This window comes from Eikenella sp. (assembly GCF_057315495.1).
Map to the genome: position 1 here is coordinate 26,966 of NZ_DBHKXY010000018.1, position 17,153 is coordinate 44,118.

Consider the following 17,153-nt stretch of genomic DNA (forward strand, 5'->3'; position numbering starts at 1 on the left):
TTGAAGCTAATGCTTTCAGGTAGCCTTCAATTCCACCCCAAGCTCTCAAGCAAAAAGGAAAAACCATGTTTTCAACACCAAGCAAACTCAGCGCTGCCCTGTTTGCCGGCCTACTGCTCGCCTTCCAGCCCGTGCACGCCCGTACCGTGCGCGACATTAACAACCAAAGTGTAGAACTGCCGCAACAGGTAAACCGCATTGCCGACCTGTGGCCGGCCAACAACCAAGTGGTACTGATGCTCGGCGGTGCCGACAAACTGGTGGCCACCACCGAAGCCGTCCGCAACCTGCCGTGGTTTGCCAAAGTGTATCCGCGTATTAAAAACGTGCCTGCCTTGAGCAACGGCCAAACCGTGCAGAGCGAAGCGCTGCTCGGCGTGCGCCCTGATGTGGTGCTGCTTTCCCAGCCCGCCATGCAGCAGCAGGTGCGGCGCGCCGGGATGAAGCCCGTGCTGGTGCGCTTCCAAGACTTTAACGGCCTCAAGCAAACCGTACGCATCACTGCCGACGTAATTGGCGGCAACGCCCCGCAAATCGCCCGCCAATACAACGCCGAATTAGACGGCAACCTGCGTTTCGTACGCAGCCGGCTGGCCAATCTGAGCGACGCGCAGAAACCTACCGTGTTGCACCTCACCGGCGGCGCCAACCTGCGCCGCATTGACGGCGGTCGTTCGATAATCGGCGAATGGATACGCATTGCAGGCGGTCGCTCCGCATTGCCCGAACAGGCCAACTTGAGCGAAGTGTCGATGGAAGCCATTGTTCAGGCTAATCCCGATGTGATCATCGTGGGTGGGCGCAACACCGCGCAGGCCATCGCCCGCATCAAACAAGACCCGGCCTGGCAAAACATAAAAGCCGTACAGAACAACCGCTTGCACGCCAACCCGATCGGCACATTCGGCTGGGACCGCTACAGTACCGAAGCTGCCCTGCAAGTATTGTGGGCAGCCAAGCTGCTGCATCCGCAACGGTTTAGCGATGTGGACATGACAGCCAAAACCCAAGATTTCTACCGCCGCTACTACCGCTACAACCTCAGCGCGGCCGAAGCACAGCGTATCTTGCAAGGCTTAGACCCACAATAGGAAAGCGCACGGCAAACAGGCTACCTGAAAACGGCGATGTGTTTTCAGGTAGCCTTTTTATAGTGGGTTAGCATAAAGAATGCTACGGCGTTGGCTTGCCTGGCCGTAACGCGTGTACTGCCTGCGGCTTGCCGCCTTGTCTCATTCTTTATTTAAATCCACATTTTCAAGTAGCCTGTTGCAGCGGCTACCTGAAAATTCTGCGCAATCTTGCCTGCCGCATTACAGCCACAACCATGCCCATACGCGACGGCCTTCGTTTTGCAGCAACAGGTAGGTGCGCACGGCGGCGGCGGTGGGCATGCATTCCACGCCGACGCCGCTTGCCGCGGCAGCAATGCGTGGGTGTAAAAACTGTTGCCGTTCGCCGGTACCGATGAGGATTACTTCGGGCCGGCTTGCAGCGGCGCGGGCTAGGTCTGCAGCTTGCAGTTCGGCTGCGGAGGGAAGGTTGACGGTTTGCACGCTGCCGCTGCCGTCGAGTAATACGGCTTGGCAGTAGGTGTGGCCGTCAATTTCGATTTGGCCGGCCTGATAGTGATCGATGTGGCAGGCGGAGGTGGGCCGGTGTTCTTGAATCAGCATAATTTGTTTGTGTTTGAATGGGTTGTAGGCTACCTGAAAGCATAGGCTGCAAGGAGATTGAAACGCTTGGCTTCGAGGCGGTGTGGCTAAATGTGTAAGTGTTTCTATTAAAAGGTGTAAAAAGCGGGGTTTTCAGCTAAGATAGCGGCTTTCTGTCCGCTTTCGGATTTTATTGTTTATCAGCTTGGTCGCCCGCATGGCAGGCCGGCATATTTAGAGCAAAACGGCAAATTGGCGCTTGGCGCAGCCGTAATCATAACAAGGAGTCAGCATGCAACCAATTAGAATTGGCATCTTGGGGATGGGTACCGTCGGTGGCGGTACGGCCAAATTGTTGTCGGAAAACGCGCAGGAAATCACGCGCCGCTTGGGGCGCGAAGTGCGCATCAGTATGGCCGCCAGCCACAATACCGACCGCATCCGCAAACTGTGCCCGAGTGACACGGTGGTGTCGGACGATGTGTTTCAGGTAGCCCGCAGCGCGGATGTGGATATCGTGGTGGAGCTGATCGGCGGTACGGATACGGCACGCGAAGTGGTGTTGTGCGCCATTGAAAACGGCAAACACGTGGTAACCGCCAACAAAAAACTCTTGGCCGAATACGGCAACGAAATTTTCGCGCTGGCGGCGGAAAAAAATGTGATGGTGATGTTTGAAGCGGCGGTGGCTGGCGGTATCCCGATCATCAAAGCCCTGCGCGAAGGTCTGGCTGCTAACCGCATCAAATCGGTGGCCGGCATCATCAACGGCACCAGCAACTTCATCCTGAGCAATATGCGCTCCCACGGCAGCCCGTTTGCCGACGTGCTCAAGCAGGCACAGGAGCTGGGCTATGCCGAAGCCGATCCGACTTTCGATATCGAAGGCCACGATGCGGCGCACAAACTGAGCATTATGTCCGCGCTTGCGTTCGGCACGCCGATTAATTTCCAACACTGCTACCTGGAAGGCATCAGCAAGCTGGAAAGCCAAGACATCCGCTACGCTGAAGAGCTGGGCTACCGCATCAAACTGCTGGGCATCACCCGTAAAACCGATGAGGGCGTCGAACTGCGCGTACACCCCACGCTTGTGCCGGAGTGCCGCCTGTTGGCGCAGGTGGAAGGCGTGATGAACGCTGTGCTGGTGCAATCCAATATGGTGGGCGAAACCTTGTATTACGGCGCCGGTGCCGGTGCTGCTCCCACTGCCAGCGCCGTGGTGGCCGATATCATCGACACCGCCCGCTTGATGAACGCCGCCAGCGAGCAGCGCGTGCCGCCGTTGGCTTTCCGCAGCAACGAAGAACTGCCCGTGTTGCCAATCGATGAAATCACCAGCAGCTACTACCTGCGCGTATCGGCGCAAGACAAACCCGGTGTGGTGGCCAATATCGGCCGTATCCTTGCCGAACAAGGCATCTCCATCGAAGCCCTGTTGCAAAAAGGTGTGATCAACCACGAAAACGCCGAAATCGTGATTCTCACTCATCAGGCTAAAGAAAAGCACATCAAGGCCGCCATTGCCCAAATCGAAGAGCTGGAGCACGTGTTCAAGCCTGTGATGATGCTGCGTATGGAAAGCCTGCATGGCTGAGATCAAAACTGATGAAGCTGCACGCCGTAAACGCCGCCGCACCCTTATCGGCTGGCTGGTGGTAACGGCGGTGCTGGTGCTCGCTTTTGCACTCGTGCCGCGTCTGTATGCGCCGGATAAGGACGACATCAGCCGCCGTATCGTGGAGGCCTGCATCCAAAATATGCCTGCCGTGCCGCAATGGCAGGCCGATTTGGCCAAACACGGCCTTGCCGGCCAAAGCGATCGTGTACTCGAGCCCTACTGCCGCTGCCTGTGGGAAGAGCCGGTGCAAAAACTCAGCACGGAAGATATCCGCAGCCTGCCTAAACTCTCGCCGCAACAGCAGCTGGACAAACTCGGCGGCAGCGAAGCCTTCCTGCAGCGGCAAGAGCAATGCCTGGCGGCACAGGCCGGGCGTTAAGCATTAAGTATCTGGCCAAATCGAAGGCCGTTGTCGATACGAAATTAAAGGCTACCTGAAAACTTGGTTGAAGTTTTCAGGTAGCCTTTTGTTATTTGGATAATGAATGGCGAGGGCAGAGTTATTTACCGCTGTTGTCGGCGAACAGATCTGGCTCGAATAAATCCGGCTGATTTTCGCTTTGGCGGCAGTCGATATGGATGTCTTCTGTTACTGTGCAGCAGCAGGTGAGGATTTCGTTGGGCAGAACCAGAGCCAGCGGGCATTCTCGGTATGCAACGCTGCCAGATAGGAGTTTGACTCGGCAGGAGCCGCAATAGCCGCTGCGGCATTGGTATTCGATTGCGTGGCCAGTACGCTCCAAAGCTTCGAGCAGGGTTTCGCCTTCCTGCAGGGTGAAGCGGGTGCTGTGGGTGGTGATCTGGGGCATGGCGTGTGATGTTTGGTTTGGTGTAGTGAAAATTTCAGGTAGCCTTTATGCGCTGGCAGGCATAAAGGCTACCTGAAATTGTTTGGCCGGAACAAGGCCGGATTTCTTTTCGGGTTAAAGCTGACTTGCGGTCTGCTTCAGGATGTAGAGGTTGGCCAGTTCTCCTTCCACTTGTTTGCCGTCGGCATCCAGCGCCCAAATCTGACCGTTGCCGATTTGGTAGAGTCGCTCGCTGCCGGCTTTGTCGAGCTGGAATACTTCTTGCGGCTTGCGCCAAGTGAAGCGGCCTTCGGTTTTTTCGGTAAACGGCTGGCGCTGCTTATAGGTTTCGGTGAGTAGGTAGCTGCCGTCTTCTTGCAATATCAAGGTGGTTTCGATGCCTTCGCAAGAGGCGCAGGGCAGCACGCCGTAGTAGCGACCACTCCATTGGGCGGCAGGTTGTGCAGCAGTGGAAGCGGCCGATGCGGCAGGCTCAGCAGCAGGCTGTGAAGTAGCAACGGTGGAAGCAGCCGCTGGGGTGGAGGCTGGCGCGGCATTGTCTTGCGGGGCACAGGCGGCCAGCAAGAGGATAAGGGGGAGGACGGATCTTGTTTGCATCTTAAATCCTTTCTCGATGGTTTGGCATTGTGACGAACTAACGGGTAAGTTGCCAACGGCCGTCGCGTTTGGTAACGAGGATGTTGTAGCTGTTTTTGGCATCTTCGTAGGAAGAGAGACCAGTGAATACTTTGATTTCACATGTGTAAATTCCACGCTTAATTTTACCGCCACCGGTACGGGTGCAGGATTTGCCCGTGGCTAAATGACTGCCTTTAGGCAGGTTGCGGTTGGCCTCATTAGCCAGTTTTAGCACAGTTTGCTGCGGTGGGGGTGTAACAGTTATATCGCCGGTGCTTAGGTAATTGTAACCGCCGTAGGCGATAGCCCCGATGATGAGCCAGCTAACGAGTTTTCCAATGTCCATAGAAATATCTCCTTAAATGAGGTGGTTTGATTAACTTATTCTGCTTTGAAAATCGACATATCAGTAGTAATAGGTGTTTCCAGGGGAGTATCAGTCTCAGCTTCTGCTGCAGCCAGTTGTTTTTTCTCGGCCAAATACTGCCCGATTTGCCGTACCAAATCCTGCGTGCCCTGATGGGCGAGTGCGCTGATTTCAAATAGGCGCGGGGTTTGCCAATCGAAGCCAGACTCACCGGGGGCGGGGTAGTCCCAGCCGACGGCTTCGAGGAATTCGGCTTTGCGTTCGGCAGCCTCTTCCGGCGTGAGCATATCCAGCTTGTTCAGCACCAGCCAGCGCGGTTTGTCGAACAGTTCGTCGTCGTATTTTTTCAGCTCGTTGATGATGGCCAGTGCTTCGGCGGCGGGGCTGACGGCTTCGTCGAACGGGGCTAAGTCTACCACGTGCAGCAAGAGGCCGGTACGCGAAAGGTGTTTTAAAAAGCGGTGTCCTAGCCCGGCGCCTTCGGCTGCGCCTTCAATCAGGCCGGGGATGTCGGCCATCACAAAGCTTTGGCCTTCATCCACGCGCACCACGCCCAGGTTGGGGTGCAATGTGGTGAAGGGGTAGTCGGCCACTTTGGGGCGGGCGGCAGATACGGCGCGGATCAGGGTGGATTTGCCGGCATTGGGCATGCCCAACAGGCCGACGTCGGCCAGCACTTTCAATTCCAACAGCAGGCGGCGCGCTTCGCCGGGTTCGCCGGGCGTGGCTTGTTTGGGCGCACGGTTAACCGAGGATTTGAAATGGATGTTGCCCAAGCCGCCTTTGCCGCCGCGTGCCAGGCAAACTCGCTGGCCGTGCTGCGTGAGGTCGGCCACGATTTCGCCGGTGTCGGCATCGCGGATCAGTGTGCCTACGGGCATTTGCAGCTCGATATCGTCGGCGCCGGCACCGTAGCGGTCGGAGCCGTGGCCTTTTTCACCGTTCTGCGCCTGATAGCGTTTTACGAAACGGTATTCCACTAAGGTGTTTACGTTTTCGCTGGCCAGGGCAAACACGCTGCCGCCGCGCCCGCCATCGCCGCCGTCGGGGCCACCACGCGGAACGTATTTTTCACGGCGGAAGCTGACAGCGCCGTTACCGCCGCGCCCGGCAGCAACTTCGATTTTGGCTTCGTCGATAAATTTCATTTATGTGCTTTCCGTTTTCAGGTAGCCTCTTTGGGGCTACCTGAAAATCTTAATTCGTTATTGGGATGATGCTTGCGGCCGGAATTGGTGTGACAGTGCGCCGAATTTTGGTTTAACCCGCCGAGCAAATGCGAACATTATAAAGGACTGGCGCAAAGGCTACCTGAAAATTTGTAAGCTGCGTTCAGGTAGCCTCTGCCAGCCTTACACGGTCAGCATCACATATTTGGTTTCCAAATATTCGTCCAGCCCGTATCTGCCGCCTTCGCGGCCGATGCCCGACTGCTTTACGCCGCCGAATGGGGCGGCTTCGTTGGAAATCACGCCGGTGTTGATGCCGACCATGCCGTATTCCAAGCCTTCCATCATGCGCGTGGCCGTGCCGAGGCTGCGGGTATAGCAATAGGCGGCTAAGCCGTATTCGGTGGCGTTGGCCTGTTGCAACACGTCTGCTTCGCTCTCGAAACGGAACACGGGGGCGAGCGGGCCGAAGGTTTCTTCGCTCGCTACTTTCATGCCGGCATGGGCGTGGCGGATAACGGTGGGCTGGAAGAAGAGTTCGCCTGCCGGATGCCGCGTACCGCCGGTAACTACTTCGCCGCCGTGGGCGAGCGCATCGGCCAGGTGTTCTTCCACTTTGGCCAGCGCGGCTTCATCAATCAGCGGGCCGCATTCCGTACCGCTTTCTAAGCCGTTGCCCACTTTCAGGTAGCCTGCTGCTTGGGCGAATTTGCGCACAAATTCATCATACACGCCGCTTTGCACATAAATGCGGTTGGCACACACACAGGTTTGGCCGGCATTGCGGAATTTGCAGGCAATCGCGCCGGAGACGGCAGCATCGATGTCGGCATCGTCGAACACGATAAACGGCGCGTTGCCGCCCAGCTCCATCGAGGTTTTTTTGATGGTGGAGGCGCATTGCGCCTGCAGCTGGCGGCCGACGGCGGTGGAGCCGGTGAAGCTGAATTTTTTCACCGTATCGCTTTCGGTGAGCACGCGGCCGATTTCGCGCGACGAGCCGGTGATCACATTGAACACGCCCGCCGGAATGCCGGCGCGCTCGGCTAGGGCGGCGATGGCCAGCGCGGAAAACGGTGTTTGCGAAGCGGGGCGGATGATGAAGGTGCAGCCGGCGGCCAGAGCGGGTGCGGCTTTGCGCGTGATCATGGCGTTGGGGAAGTTCCACGGCGTAATCGCGGCGCATACGCCAACCGGCTGCTTGAACACCACAATACGCTTGTCGGGCGCGGGGCCGGGGATGGTGTCGCCATACACGCGCTTGGCCTCTTCGGCATACCATTCGATGTAGGACGCGCCGTAGGCAATTTCGCCGCGTGCTTCGGCCAGCGGTTTGCCTTGCTCCAGCGTGAGCAGGGTGGCGAGTTCCTCCTGCGCTTCCATCATCAGATCAAACCAGCGGCGCAGGATTTGGCTGCGCTGTTTGGCCGTGAGTGCACGCCAGACAGGCAGTGCGGCCTGGGCGGCGGCCACGGCGCGTTCGGCTTCCGCCGCGCCCATATCCGGCACGCTGCCGATGGTTTCGCCGGTGGCGGGGTTGGATACGGCAATGGTGCGGCCGCTATCGGCATCAAGCCATTGGCCGTTGATGTAGCATTGGGTGCGCAGGAGGGCGGGGAGCTTGGGCTGGGTCATGGGGAGGGCTCTTTAAGAGAGGCTACCTGAAAGGTAGGTGGGCAGGATGCTGGCCTGCGGTTGAGTTTTAGCTTGGTGGGAAGTGCTTTAGCCTTTTTCAGGTAGCCTTTAGGTTAGTCGGTTTGCTCGTTTTGCCAAAGGGTTTTCAGCAGTTCGCTCATTTTGGTGGAATTTTCGGCATGGCGGGTTGCTTCTTCGGCGGCGTAGGAGGCGGCTTTGGCGGTATCCCATTCGGCGGGGTCTGCATCGGGCAGGATGCGGTTTGTTTTGTAGACGCGTTTGCTGTCTTTGGAAAAGGTTTCGTGTAGGTGCTGCCAAGTGGCGGCATCGGCACGGGGGAGTTTGCGTTCGCAGTAATAGACGTGTTTGCCGTCGTGGGAAAAGCCGTGTTTGCCTGCCTCGTCCGCTGCTTCGCGCCAGGTTTGCGGGTCGCTGCCTTTCAGGGGTTTGCCGTCAAAGAAGACGGTGTCGCCGTCGGTGGCGTAGAGGCCTTGAAGTAGGCGGAGTACAAGGGGATTGGCGGATTGGATTTTGCTGCCTGCGTAATAGGCTTGCGTGCGGTCGGCAGCGTAACCTTCGCCGAGATGGCGGAAGGTGGCGGCATCGCTGCCTTGGAGCGGGCGCAGGGAAGTTTCGTATTCGCAATATATGGCATCGGCATCGCGCCAGTAGCCCTCGCCGAGATGGGCGAAGCTGTCACGTTGCACGGCGGCAAGCAGTTCGGCGCCGTGGTAGACATGGTTGCGGTCGCGGGCAATCAGGCAGTCCGGTTCGGCGAATACTTCGAAGGTGGCGGGTTCGCAGCCGCGCAGTTTGCGGTAGGTGCCGGTGCCGCCGAATTGGACGGTGTTGCCTTGGATGCGCCAGCTGTGTTCGGTTTCGTCGAGTTGGGAGAGGGGAAGCCAGGTCATGGGTGTTTGCTCGAATCGGTGTGGGGGAACATTGGTTCGCTCCGCAGAAACTCTGCTTCGAATGCGTCGAACTATCGTTTCGGGCAGTGGTTTGGTGCGGCAGTGTCGGGCATTTATGCCCAAACTGTGTATGCTTGAGAGGCTGCCTGAAAGCGAATTGACAGCTTTCAGGTAGCCTTTGCCTATTTACTCCAGCTCCAGCACGGCGGAGGTGTATACATCTTGCACGTCGTCCAGTGCTTCCAGGGCGTCGATTAGGCGCTGCATTTTGGCGGCGTCTTCGCCGGTGAGTACGGCTTCGTTTTGGGCGCGCATGGTTACGTCGCCGTCTTCGGCTTTGAAGCCGGCGGTTTCGAGTGCGGCTTTGATGCCGGCCCAGTCGTTGGGGGCGGTGATGACTTCGAACGAGCCGTCGTCGTGGGCAACGACGTCTTCGGCGCCGGCTTCGAGGGCGGCTTCCATCAGAGCGTCTTCTTCGGTGTCGGGGCCGAACAGGAGGTAGCCTTGGTGTTTGAAGTTGAAGGCCACGCAGCCGTCGGTGCCGAGGTTGCCGCCGTGTTTGCTGAAGGCATGGCGCACGTCGGCTACGGTGCGGGTTTTGTTGTCGGTGAGGCAGTCCACCATCAGGGCGGCGCCGCCGATTCCGTAGCCTTCGTAGCGCAGTTCGATGTATTCCACGCCTTCGAGGTTGCCGGTGCCTTTGTCGATGGCGCGTTGGACGTTGTCTTTGGGCATGTTTGCGTCCCAGGCTTTGTCCATGGCCAGGCGCAGGCGGGGGTTGGAGGCGGGGTCGCCGCCGCCGAGGCGGGCGGCTACGGTGATTTCTTTGATCAGTTTGGTGAAGATTTTGCCGCGTTGGGCATCAACGCGGGCTTTTTTGTGTTGGATATTCGCCCATTTGCTATGGCCGGCCATATTACTTTCCTTAATTTATCTGGTTGGGATGACAAAGCGCAATTTTAGCATTTTCAGCCAGCCTGTTGAACAGCGGGACGGGCGGATGGTGCGGATAGTTTTTTTAGGTAGCCTTATCTGGGGAATAGAGGCTACCTGAAAATTGGTGGGTTTATTGCGGCGCTTCGCTAAACAGCGGATTGAAGCCGTTTAACTCCAGCGCTTGGGGGTAGTCGGGCATGGCGGCATTTTCGGGCAGGATGTCGCGCAGCAGGCGGATGTGTTCCACTTGGCATTCGGTCATCAGATCGAGGAAGTTTTGCACTACGGTATCTACGGAGTCTGTAGGCGCGAGCTGCCAGCGGAAGGTTTGCGGCACCAAGCCGTAGCTGTGGTCGGTGGCGCTGAAGCTGAACACAATCTGCCCGCCTTCTTGGGCGGCCACGGCCACGCCGACGCGCGGGCTTTGCAGGCGCACGGCGCGGATGGCGTTGGCGGCGAATACGTCCAGCGCCATGCGCTGGCGGGTGTGGCTGCCGTTGCGGATGGCCTCGAGCGGGGCGGCTGGGTCGAGCGGGTTGGCAAACAGGGTGAGGCCGGGCAGGGCGAAACGTTCCTGCCAATACTGCATCAGGGGCAGGGCGGCCTGGCCGAGTTTGCCGGGGGCTTCGGGCGCGTTGTAGCCCAGGGCGTACACCACGTGCACGCTCTGCCCAGAGGGGATCGCGATTTCTGCCGAGCCGGTTTGCGCGGCGGCAAACTGTTCGGCAGCGGCACGGCTTTGTTTGGCGGCAAACCATTGTTCCAACTTAATGCGGCTGATTTGTTCGGCAGTGAGCAGCATGGGCAGCCACATGGTTTGCGCCAGATGTCGGATGGGCTCGAATTCAGCCAGTTTGGCATTAAGTGCGGTAGCATCGAGAGCGGTTGGCAGGGATGCGGCCTGGTTGCAACCGGCCACGAGCACCACGGGCAGGGCGAGCCAGCCGGTTTCTTCGGCAGTGGCGGGGCGCAGGGTTTGCTCCATGGCCTGCCACAGGACGCGGTAAACGGCATCGCTCGGCGCCATGCTCAGTGCCACGGAAAGGGAGGTGAGGTGGCGCGATTGCAGCATTTGGAAAATCAGGCTGTGCAAGGTGCCGCCGGAAAGTTTGCTTTGGGCGCGGGAGCGGTTGGCGGCCACGGCTTCGGCGTGCAGCAGCAGTTCGTTTTTCACTTCTTGGGCGGGATAGGGGCGGGGGTCGGGGAGGAGATGGTTGTTCATAATGATGATGGTAAGGTTACGGGTTGGGTTGGTGTTGCAACATGTGCATAATGAGTCGGATAAGGGTGTCTTTTTGTGCGGGCGCGGATTCGGCCACCAATAGGGTGAGCGCGGCCAGGCCGGTGTCGTTGATAACAGCGCGGCCGTCTGCGCGGAACAGGCGGCGGTTTTGGTGCAGGAAATCAACAAACAGAAAGGCACCGCTGCGCTTATTGCCGTCGGCAAATGGATGGTTTTTCACGATAAAGTAGAGCAGATGGGCGGCTTTGCTTTCGATGCTGGGGTAAGCGGGCGCGCCGAATACGCTTTGCGCGAGGTTGCCGAGAATGGCGGCTAAGCCGTCTTCGCGTTCGCGGGCAAACAGGTCGCTGGCTTCGCCGCGGGCGATGAGTTCGGCTTTGAGTTGGCTTAGGGCGCGGCGTGCAGCTTCGGGCGTTGGCAGGCTGCCGCCGTTTTCGCCCGCCGGCTCTTGCAGCAGGCCTTCATCGTATTGTTGCAGCCAGAGGAAGGTGTGGGTGTAGCGGCTGACGATATCGACCAAGCCTCGGCCGGCTTCCAGCGTGAGGGCGGGCGAGGCGGCAGTGGTTTGAATCAGCTGCAAGGCTTGTTCGAGCTCGTCGGCGTTTTGCTGCAGGCGTTGTTGGTTAAGCGCGTAGCCTTTGAGCAGGTAGTCTTTCAGTCGGGCGGTGGCCCAGCGGCGGAACTGGGTGGCATTTTTGGATTTCACGCGGTAACCCACGGAAAGCACTGCATCCAGATTGTAGTGTTTGATTTGCCGCGTTACCTGACGTTTGCCTTCGACTCGAACTACCGAGTAATCCTCGGTAGTTACTTTTTCTTCCAGCTCGGCTTCGGCATAGATGTTTCTCAGGTGCAGACCGATATTGTCGGTGCTGGTGTCAAACAGGTGTGCCATCTGCGCTTGCGACAGCCATACGGTGTCGGTGTCGAAGCGGACTTCAACTTGGGTTTGTCCGTCTGCGCTTTGGTAGATTTCGATTGGGTTATTCATGCGTGTGATGTATTTATGATTGGAGGAAGGCTACCTGAAAAACGGAGTGGCGGTTTCAGGTAGCCTTTCGCCTAATCGGCCAGCGGGGCGAGCATTTGGGCGAAAGCTTGCTCAAACTGGGCGAGGCCGTCTTGCTGGAGCTTGGCGGCCAAGGCTTCGAGGTCGATGCCGAGGGCGGCAACTTCGTCCAGAATCGGCTGCGCGGGCACGGCGGGGCGGGAAAGGGCATCGGCGGCGCGGCCGTGGTCGGTGAAGGCTTGGAGCACTGCATCGGGCAGGGTGTTGACGGTGTGCGGGGCAATGAGATTATCCACATACAGGGTGTCGGGGTAGGCAGGGTTTTTCACACCGGTGCTGGCCCAGAGCAGGCGGGCGGTGGGTACGGCACTGCTTGGTTGGCTGAAGAATTGCTGCCAATCCCGATAGGCGGCCTGAGCCAGGGCCAGCGCGGTTTTGCCTTGCAGCTGCGGCGGCAGCTGCGGGTCGAGCGCGGTGTCGATGCGGGAGATGAAAAAGCTGGCCACCAGCTGCGGCGCGGCCTGGCCGGCGCGTTGCGCCAAGCCTTGTTGGTAGGCTTGGTAGGCGCGCACGGTTTGGGCACGGGAAAACAGCAGGGTAAGGTTGATGTTGATGCCGTCGGCCACTAAGTCGGGCAGGGCGGCGAGGCCGGCATCGGTGGCGGGGATTTTAATCATGGCGTTGGGGCGGCCGATCAAACCCCACAGGCGGCGTGCTTCGGCGATGGTGCCTTCGGTGTCGTGCGAGAGCGCGGGGTCGCACTCCAGGCTCACCAAGCCGCTGTTGCCTTCTGCGGCAAACTGTGCGGCAAATACATCGCAGGCGGCCTGTACGTCGGCCACGGCCAAGGTTTCGTAGCGCGCCTTGGCAGAAAGCGGCTGCTGCTTTAATTGGGCTATTTCGGCTGTGTATAATGCGTCGCCGGCCAGCGCTTGGCGGAAGATGGCCGGATTGGAGGTAACCCCGCTCACGCCGCTTTGCTGCAACTTAGCCAGTGTGCCGGATCGCACGAGCGAACGGGAAAGGTTATCGAGCCAAATTTGCTGGCCGAGCTGTTTGACTTCCTGCAAAATAGCCATATTTTGAGCCTCTGCTGAATGTGTAAATTTTGGAAATTACCCGATTCCGGCGGCCGCTGCAAGCCGGAATGAAGAAAGAAGAATGATGAGTGAACAACAATATCTCGCCCACGCCCGCGAAGTGCTGGCGATAGAAGCCAATGCATTGCGTGCCCTGTCCGACTCGTTGGACGGCAGTTTTTCACGCGCCTGCGAAGCCGTGCTGGCCTGCGAAGGCCGCGTGGTGGTGAGCGGCATCGGCAAGAGCGGACATATCGGGCGCAAAATTGCCGCCACACTGGCCTCCACCGGCACGCCCGCCTTTTTCGTGCACCCGGCCGAAGCCGCGCACGGCGATTTGGGCATGATTGTGGATGGCGACGTGGTGCTGGCCATTTCCAACTCCGGCGAGAGCGACGAAATCGCCGTGATTCTGCCCGCGCTCAAGCGCAAGAACATCACGTTAATCGGTATGACCGGCCGTCCCGAATCCACGCTGGCGCGCCATGCCGACATCCACCTCACCGTGGCCGTACCGCAGGAAGCCTGCCCGCTCGGCCTCGCACCCACCAGCAGCACTACCGCTGCATTGGCTTTGGGCGACGCGCTGGCCGTGGCGCTGTTGCGTGCCCGCTCCTTCACGCCCGATGATTTTGCGCTGAGCCATCCTGCCGGCAGCCTGGGCAAACGCCTGCTGCTGCAAGTGGCCGATGTGATGCACACGGGTGACGAATTGCCCGTGGTGCGCCCGGATACGCCTTTTGCCGACCTGATTGTGTGCATGAGCGAAAAAGGCTTGGGCATGGTGGCCGTGGCCGACGAGGCAGGCTACCTGAAAGGCATTTTTACCGACGGCGATTTGCGCCGCCTGTTCCAGCAGCAGCGCGACCTCTCCGGCCTCACCGCCCAAGCTGTGATGGGCGCGCATCCGAAAACAATCACGCCGAATCGGCTGGCTACCGAGGCGCTGAAAACCATGCAGCAAAACCGCGTAAACGGCTTGCCGGTGTGCGATGAGGCGGGCAGGCTGTTGGGCGCGCTGAATATGCACGATTTGCTCAAAGCGCGGATTGTGTAGTCGCGCCGGGTGGTTGCCATAAAGGCTACCTGAAAACCGAAGCTAAGTTTTCAGGTAGCCTTTGCCTTTGGAAAAATCAGATGAAACAACAAACTATTCCTTATGCCGCGCCGCTGTTGGTGTTGGGCTGCGTGGTGTTCGGGCTGGGCAGCCTGATTGTGAAATTTGTGCAGGTGGGCTCGTATGCAGTGGCGTTTTGGCGGCTGGCAGTGGCGGCGGTGGTGTTTTGGCTGTTGATGCGCCATTTCGGGCAGAAGCTGCCGCAGAGCCGCCAGGCGTTGCGCTTTGCAGCGTTGGCAGGGGTATTTTTAGCTGTCGATTTGGCGTTATGGCACGAGAGCATCCATGCGGTGGGGCCGGGCATTTCCACGCTGCTCAACAGCTTGCAGATTTTCTTTTTGACAGCCATCGGCGTGGTTTTTTACGGCGAACGCTTGGGCAAGCTGCAGCTGGCGAGCTTGCTGTTGGCGGTGGCTGGGGTGGCACTGATCGGCAGCCCGGAGTTCGGGCACAACGGCCGGGTGGTGTGGGGGTTTGTGAGCGGTACGGCTTCGGGGGCGATGTTGGCGCTGTCGATGGTGTTTGTGCGCAAAACGCATGAGGTGGAGCGGGTGGCGCTGTTTCCGATGATGATGGTGCTCAGCGCGGGCGGGGCGCTGGCATTGGTGGTGCCGGCGCTATTGTTCGACAGTGGGGCGCTGCATCCGGCAAACTGGCGCGATGTGGGGCTGGTGCTGGTGTATGGTGTGGTGATGCAGTGCTTTGCTTGGGGTTTGATTGCTTATGCGATTCCGCTGCTGTCGCTCTCGCTCACCGGGCTGCTGCTGCTTTCCGAGCCGGTGGCGGCGCTGTTGATTGATTACTTTCTGCTGAGCAAGCCGATTAACGGCTGGCAGTGGATCGGTGCGACGCTGACTTTGGCGGCGATTTATTTGGGTTCGCTGAAGAAAAGCACGGCTTGAGGCTACCTGAAAATGCATGTGGCGGGTTGCTGCGAAGTAAAAACCTGCTTGGTCGATTAAAGCTATATTCCTGCCGATGCGTGGCATTTGGTTTTCAGGTAGCCTTATTTTTTGCTGGATAATCGGCGTTTTATTGCTTTAAATTTTAGTTTGAATAAATAAAATTGCCGATATTTGGCGATACGGTGCTTGACTGAATGGGGGCGATTCTTTACGATTGCTTGCAAAATTGTTGTTGATGTAAGTTGCGGCGGCCGCTGAGCTTTGGCAAATGGCCGCCATTCACATTTTAAGAGGTATTCAACGTGTCTAATCCGCAAAATCCCAAGCGCGAAACCTTCTCCAGCCGGCGGGCGTTTATGTTTGCCGCCATCGGCTCGGCAGTGGGTTTGGGCAATATTTGGCGCTTTCCCTATGTGGCGTATAAAAACGGCGGCGGGGCGTTTATCCTGCCGTATTTGGTGGCGCTGCTCACGGCGGGCATCCCGCTTTTGTTTCTCGATTATGCGGTGGGCCACCGCTACCGCGGCTCGCCGCCGTTGGCGTTCCGACGCCTCGACCGCCGGTTTGAAACCATCGGCTGGTGGAATGTGTTGGTAAACGTGCTCATCGGGCTTTACTATGCGGTGATTTTAGGTTGGGCGGCCAGCTACACCTATTATTCGCTCAATGCAGCCTGGGGCGCGAATCCTGCCGATTTCTTCTTTAAAGACTATTTGCAGATGGCTTCGGATGTGTCGGCGCAGATGCAGTTTGTGGCACAGGTAACCGTGCCGCTGGTGTTGGTATGGCTGGCCACGCTGCTGGTTTTGGCCTTCGGCGTGCAAAAAGGCGTGGCGCGCGCGTCCACTTTCTTTATGCCGCTGTTGGTGGTGATGTTTGTACTGTTGGTAGGGATCGCGCTGTTTTTGCCGGGCGCGGCCAAGGGGTTGGACGTGTTGTTTACCCCGGATTGGAGCAAGCTGGCCAGCTCGGAAGTGTGGGTGGCGGCTTATGGGCAGATTTTCTTCTCGCTCTCGGTGTGCTTCGGCATCATGATTACTTATTCTTCCTACATGAAGCGTGATTCAGACTTAACCGGCACCGGCATGGTGGTGGCGTTTGCCAACAGCAGCTTCGAATTGCTGGCCGGTATCGGCGTGTTTGCCGCGCTGGGCTTTATTGCCACGGCCAGCGGGCAGCAGGTGGGCGATGTGGCCGCCGGCGGCATCGGCCTGGCCTTTATCGCGTTTCCCACCATCATCAACCAGGCGCCGGCCGGCGCGCTGATCGGCCTGCTGTTTTTCGGCTCGCTGGTGTTCGCCGGACTCACTTCGCTGATTTCCGTGCTGGAAGTGGTGATTGCGGCGGTGCAGGACAAACTGAAAACCGGCCGCGTGGCCGCCACGCTGGCGGTGGGCGTGCCGATGATGACGGCTTCCGTGCTGTTGTTCGGTACCACTACCGGCTTGCCGGTGTTGGACGTGTTGGATAAATTTGTGAACACCTATGGCATTGTGGCCGCCGGCTTCCTGTATGTGCTGTGCGTGGTGCTGAGCCGACATCTGGGTGTACTCTCCCGCCACATCAATAAAATCTCTTCGCTGAAAGTGGGCAAAATCTGGCTGCTGTTTGTGGGCTTTGTTACCCCGCTGGTGCTGGGCACCATGCTCTTCACCGACACGCGCTCGCTGCTCACTGAAGGCTACGGCGGCTACCCGGCTTGGTTTGTGAACATCTACGGCTGGGGCACGGCCATCGGGGTGGTGGTGTTTGCCTTCCTGCTTTCCCGCCTGCCGTGGAAACACGAAGACAAGCTGCAAGAAACCCCTGTTGAAACCGAAGGAGACGGACAATGAGCACGATTGCGATTGTGATGATGGTGGTGGCGCTGGTGGTGATTTGGGGCGGCTTGATCGTGTCGATCATGCGGCTGCCGGAAGACCACGGCAGCGGACAGGAGTAAGCAGCCGATTGTGAACAAAGGCTACCTGAAAGTTTCAGGTAGCCTTTTTTAGTTTTCAGGTAGTCTCACTGCAAGTAGACATTAGACCTCTTGCGAAAATATTCATCCCATCGCATTAACCAGTCCTGCAATCAGAT

The 17,153-nt window shown here is 58.4% G+C and carries 18 protein-coding genes; 7 read left to right on the forward strand and 11 right to left on the reverse strand.

Features of this window, described 5'->3' with window-relative positions; translation table 11 throughout:
* The first annotated feature begins 65 nt into the window (after positions 1 to 65).
* Positions 66 to 1,091, forward strand: a complete 1,026-nt coding sequence (locus ACO6EE_RS02730) for an ABC transporter substrate-binding protein (RefSeq protein ID WP_485959049.1) — start codon at positions 66 to 68, stop codon at positions 1,089 to 1,091.
* 222 nt (positions 1,092 to 1,313) lie between these two features.
* Here the strand turns inward: ACO6EE_RS02730 and ACO6EE_RS02735 are convergent, their stop codons facing one another.
* On the reverse strand, positions 1,314 to 1,676 hold the full coding sequence (locus ACO6EE_RS02735) for an Mth938-like domain-containing protein (protein WP_485959051.1): 363 nt from the start codon (positions 1,674 to 1,676) through the stop codon (positions 1,314 to 1,316).
* Between the two features lie 271 nt (positions 1,677 to 1,947).
* Here ACO6EE_RS02735 and ACO6EE_RS02740 point away from each other — a divergent pair, with 271 nt between their 5' ends.
* Positions 1,948 to 3,252, forward strand: coding sequence for a homoserine dehydrogenase (locus ACO6EE_RS02740; protein WP_485959052.1), 1,305 nt, complete (start codon positions 1,948 to 1,950; stop codon positions 3,250 to 3,252).
* A complete protein-coding gene (locus ACO6EE_RS02745; protein WP_485959054.1) occupies positions 3,245 to 3,655 on the forward strand; it encodes a hypothetical protein in 411 nt (136 codons plus the stop codon). The genes ACO6EE_RS02740 and ACO6EE_RS02745 overlap by 8 nt, the downstream gene beginning before the upstream one ends.
* Before the next feature lie 121 nt (positions 3,656 to 3,776).
* Here the strand turns inward: ACO6EE_RS02745 and yfaE are convergent, their stop codons facing one another.
* From yfaE to tal, 10 genes are all read right to left on the reverse strand, one after another.
* Complete coding sequence (gene yfaE, locus ACO6EE_RS02750; protein ID WP_485959056.1) at positions 3,777 to 4,085, reverse strand: class I ribonucleotide reductase maintenance protein YfaE; 309 nt, start codon at positions 4,083 to 4,085, stop codon at positions 3,777 to 3,779.
* A 114-nt stretch (positions 4,086 to 4,199) separates the two neighbouring features.
* Entirely contained in the window at positions 4,200 to 4,682 is a 483-nt protein-coding gene (locus ACO6EE_RS02755; RefSeq protein WP_485959058.1) for a copper resistance protein NlpE, read from the reverse strand.
* Positions 4,683 to 4,719: 37 nt separating this feature from the next.
* Positions 4,720 to 5,049, reverse strand: a complete 330-nt coding sequence (locus ACO6EE_RS02760; RefSeq protein ID WP_485959059.1) for a hypothetical protein — start codon at positions 5,047 to 5,049, stop codon at positions 4,720 to 4,722.
* A gap of 35 nt (positions 5,050 to 5,084) precedes the next feature.
* Complete coding sequence (gene obgE / locus ACO6EE_RS02765; RefSeq protein ID WP_485959061.1) at positions 5,085 to 6,218, reverse strand: GTPase ObgE; 1,134 nt, start codon at positions 6,216 to 6,218, stop codon at positions 5,085 to 5,087.
* Between the two features lie 204 nt (positions 6,219 to 6,422).
* Positions 6,423 to 7,874: an NAD-dependent succinate-semialdehyde dehydrogenase gene (locus ACO6EE_RS02770; protein ID WP_485959063.1), complete on the reverse strand. Its 1,452-nt coding sequence runs from the start codon at positions 7,872 to 7,874 to the stop codon at positions 6,423 to 6,425.
* A 113-nt stretch (positions 7,875 to 7,987) separates the two neighbouring features.
* Positions 7,988 to 8,785, reverse strand: coding sequence for a DKNYY domain-containing protein (locus tag ACO6EE_RS02775; RefSeq protein ID WP_485959065.1), 798 nt, complete (start codon positions 8,783 to 8,785; stop codon positions 7,988 to 7,990).
* A gap of 186 nt (positions 8,786 to 8,971) precedes the next feature.
* Positions 8,972 to 9,700: a YebC/PmpR family DNA-binding transcriptional regulator gene (locus tag ACO6EE_RS02780; RefSeq protein ID WP_003822885.1), complete on the reverse strand. Its 729-nt coding sequence runs from the start codon at positions 9,698 to 9,700 to the stop codon at positions 8,972 to 8,974.
* Between the two features lie 151 nt (positions 9,701 to 9,851).
* Complete coding sequence (locus tag ACO6EE_RS02785) at positions 9,852 to 10,943, reverse strand: conjugal transfer protein (protein ID WP_485959067.1); 1,092 nt, start codon at positions 10,941 to 10,943, stop codon at positions 9,852 to 9,854.
* A 16-nt stretch (positions 10,944 to 10,959) separates the two neighbouring features.
* A complete protein-coding gene (locus ACO6EE_RS02790) occupies positions 10,960 to 11,955 on the reverse strand; it encodes a virulence RhuM family protein/type II toxin-antitoxin system death-on-curing family toxin (protein WP_485959069.1) in 996 nt (331 codons plus the stop codon).
* 71 nt (positions 11,956 to 12,026) lie between these two features.
* On the reverse strand, positions 12,027 to 13,052 hold the full coding sequence (gene tal / locus ACO6EE_RS02795; protein ID WP_485959071.1) for a transaldolase: 1,026 nt from the start codon (positions 13,050 to 13,052) through the stop codon (positions 12,027 to 12,029).
* A gap of 82 nt (positions 13,053 to 13,134) precedes the next feature.
* Here tal and ACO6EE_RS02800 point away from each other — a divergent pair, with 82 nt between their 5' ends.
* The 4 genes from ACO6EE_RS02800 to ACO6EE_RS02815 all read left to right on the forward strand — a co-directional run bounded on the left by ACO6EE_RS02800 (position 13,135) and on the right by ACO6EE_RS02815 (position 17,016).
* A complete protein-coding gene (locus tag ACO6EE_RS02800; RefSeq protein ID WP_485959073.1) occupies positions 13,135 to 14,109 on the forward strand; it encodes a KpsF/GutQ family sugar-phosphate isomerase in 975 nt (324 codons plus the stop codon).
* 80 nt (positions 14,110 to 14,189) lie between these two features.
* Entirely contained in the window at positions 14,190 to 15,071 is an 882-nt protein-coding gene (locus ACO6EE_RS02805) for a DMT family transporter (RefSeq protein WP_485959075.1), read from the forward strand.
* 305 nt (positions 15,072 to 15,376) lie between these two features.
* On the forward strand, positions 15,377 to 16,909 hold the full coding sequence (locus ACO6EE_RS02810) for a sodium-dependent transporter (protein ID WP_485959077.1): 1,533 nt from the start codon (positions 15,377 to 15,379) through the stop codon (positions 16,907 to 16,909).
* A complete protein-coding gene (locus ACO6EE_RS02815; RefSeq protein WP_035580098.1) occupies positions 16,906 to 17,016 on the forward strand; it encodes a methionine/alanine import family NSS transporter small subunit in 111 nt (36 codons plus the stop codon). Before ACO6EE_RS02810 ends, ACO6EE_RS02815 begins: the two co-directional genes overlap by 4 nt.
* Positions 17,017 to 17,153: the final 137 nt, after the last annotated feature.